This window comes from Macrococcoides caseolyticum (genome assembly GCF_002902665.1).
Lineage (GTDB): Bacteria > Bacillota > Bacilli > Staphylococcales > Staphylococcaceae > Macrococcoides > Macrococcoides caseolyticum.
Genome location: NZ_PPRM01000064.1, coordinates 1 through 2,127, shown reverse-complemented (window position 1 = coordinate 2,127; position 2,127 = coordinate 1). Strand labels below are relative to the sequence as shown.

3 protein-coding genes are annotated in these 2,127 nt (G+C 27.4%); 1 reads left to right on the top strand and 2 read right to left on the bottom strand.

Annotation, left to right across the window (positions count from 1 at the left end):
- Window positions 1–130: 130 nt before the first annotated feature.
- Together CD152_RS09290 and CD152_RS09285 are read right to left on the bottom strand one after the other, a co-directional pair.
- On the bottom strand, window positions 131–676 hold the full coding sequence (locus CD152_RS09290; protein WP_101042177.1) for a helix-turn-helix domain-containing protein: 546 nt from the start codon (window positions 674–676) through the stop codon (window positions 131–133).
- Between the two features lie 157 nt (window positions 677–833).
- Window positions 834–1,403 (bottom strand): hypothetical protein, encoded by a 570-nt coding sequence (locus CD152_RS09285; protein ID WP_101042176.1) that lies wholly within the window; start codon window positions 1,401–1,403, stop codon window positions 834–836.
- Window positions 1,404–1,795: 392 nt separating this feature from the next.
- On the opposite strand from CD152_RS09285, the gene CD152_RS09280 reads away from it, so the two are divergent.
- The gene (locus tag CD152_RS09280) at window positions 1,796–2,002 is read left to right on the top strand and encodes a hypothetical protein (protein ID WP_101031566.1); all 207 of its coding nucleotides are present in this window, start codon (window positions 1,796–1,798) and stop codon (window positions 2,000–2,002) included.
- Window positions 2,003–2,127: the final 125 nt, after the last annotated feature.

Below are 2,127 nucleotides of genomic sequence, written 5' to 3'. Positions count from 1 at the left end.
ACATCAAAATGATAAAAATTAAAAAAGAGGTGAATGGAATTTAAATTCTATTTACCTCTTTTTTGAATGTAACTTAATTACCATTGTGTTACTTTTTTGAAGATAAAAGAAAAGCCAATCAATTTAATGATTAGCTAATAATATTAAAAATAATTTGAAAAACTAACAATAAACTTAATAAAATAGTTATTATTGCTAAACTAACTTCAATATTATCTTTTTCAAATTTACTATTATTCTCATCTAAGAACACTACAATATCCTTATATTTCTTTACTTCATCGCTCTTTTCAATGTCATTAATTAACCTAGAGAAAAATAACCCAATACCCACAAGTATCACAGGTATAATTAATCCCATTAATCCGAACTCTTTTATAAAAAATTCAAATGAAATTAAAGCTAATAAGAACATAATAAGCATAATCCAATTATACCGACTGTAGTTACTTTTTTTGATTATTTCTTTCATATTTGTAATATCTCCTTTAACAAGTTCGTCTAAAGAAATATTGAAAAGAATAGTAAGTGCAATCAAATTATGTATATCTGGATAGCTTCTTTCATTTTCCCAATTGGAAATAGTTTGACTTGAAATATATAATTTCTCGGCTAGTTCTACTTGAGTCAATTTCATTCTTCTACGATGATTTTTAATTTGATTTCCTACATTCATATCTCACATCTCCTCAACAACAACGATAACTTAATTATGAAGATATACACATCTAATATCTTTATAATATCCTATTTCAGACTATAAAATGTATTATAGGTATTGATTCTATAGGTTTATAATCCTCTTTATGTAACTCAATACATATTGTGTTACTTTATTTTTTAAAAATTCTACTGAAAAAACCTCTATGTTCTCTAGAATCTTTTTCATCTTTTAAATCTTTATAGAAGTTATCAACTTTAGTAGTTACATGTAAATCTGTTGTATCTTGCTTTACATCTTCTTTTATTCCTTTTAATTCTGTTTCAAGAGCCTTAATTTTATCATTTGATTGCAATTGTAATGACTGTTGATTGTGTAATAATTGTTGTTGTTGCTTAAGTAATGAAGTTAAGTCTTGCTTATCATCTTGTAATGATTGTATCTGTTTGTCTTTATCGTTAATCATTTGTCTAAGCAGATCTATTTCATTACTATTGTCTGAAACACTTTGAATGTCTTTATCTTGCTTTGTATCATCATGCATTAGTTCAGATACATCTATATTCAACTGCTTGGCCTTATTTTTGAGTATTCTATTCTTAATTGCTTCAACATCATCAGCACTTGAAACATATAAGGTATTGTCTTGCTTAGTCAATTCTATTTTCAATTTTTTAGCGTTATTAAATACAGTTTGTTTACTTACATTCAGTTCATTAGCAATATCAATACATGATTTCATTTCATCAACCCTTTATCAATAGTTTGTTAAACATTTGCCTAATCATATCTAAACTTGTTAATCCTTTGACAATCATTTGTTAAGTATCTCAAAGACAATTATATCAATACATCTACCTTAATTAAATGCAATTAGTTATTAAGTTATTCATGAAGTGTTAGACAACACTTCATGAAATGCTATATTAGTTTATTAAGTGTTTGCCAATGATTTGTTAAGGCTTAGTACAGACGACGTACAAGCAACGATAATGTATTTGAATGGTTGTAAAGTCCTAAAGTAGTTTAAAGGTTTGCTAGAACGCTTTATTGCTCTTATAAGGTGCTATTTATATGTTTATTCAGGAATATTTCTTAGTTATAATAAAAGAAATAAAAGATTGAGGTGATTATATGTCTGAGGAAAAAACAGAGGTAAAAAGAAAGTTTGGTTTTTATCATCGCAAAGGTGAAAAGATCAAGGTTGTTTTTACTGACGGAAAAGCTATCACTGGAACATATTTATTTGCACCACAGTATGAGATCATTATCGAAACAGAAGATGGACGAGAAATAACGATTTTTAAACATGCTGTAAAGTATGTCTATGTCGTTGATTAGTTTTACAAAGAAAACTGAATGAGATATAATGTAGTTAACAATTAAGATTTCCATAGAAACACCGAACCCCCTGACTGCTGGAACAGTTAGGGGGTTTTTTAGGTGCTGGTATGCCGTCTTAATCC

Coding starts and splice junctions, on each gene's coding strand:
- CD152_RS09290 (WP_101042177.1), bottom strand. CDS start 676: ATGAATGTAGGAAATCAAATTAAAAATCATCGTAGAAGAATGAAATTG.
- CD152_RS09285 (WP_101042176.1), bottom strand. CDS start 1,403: ATGAAATCATGTATTGATATTGCTAATGAACTGAATGTAAGTAAACAA.
- CD152_RS09280 (WP_101031566.1), top strand. CDS start 1,796: ATGTCTGAGGAAAAAACAGAGGTAAAAAGAAAGTTTGGTTTTTATCAT.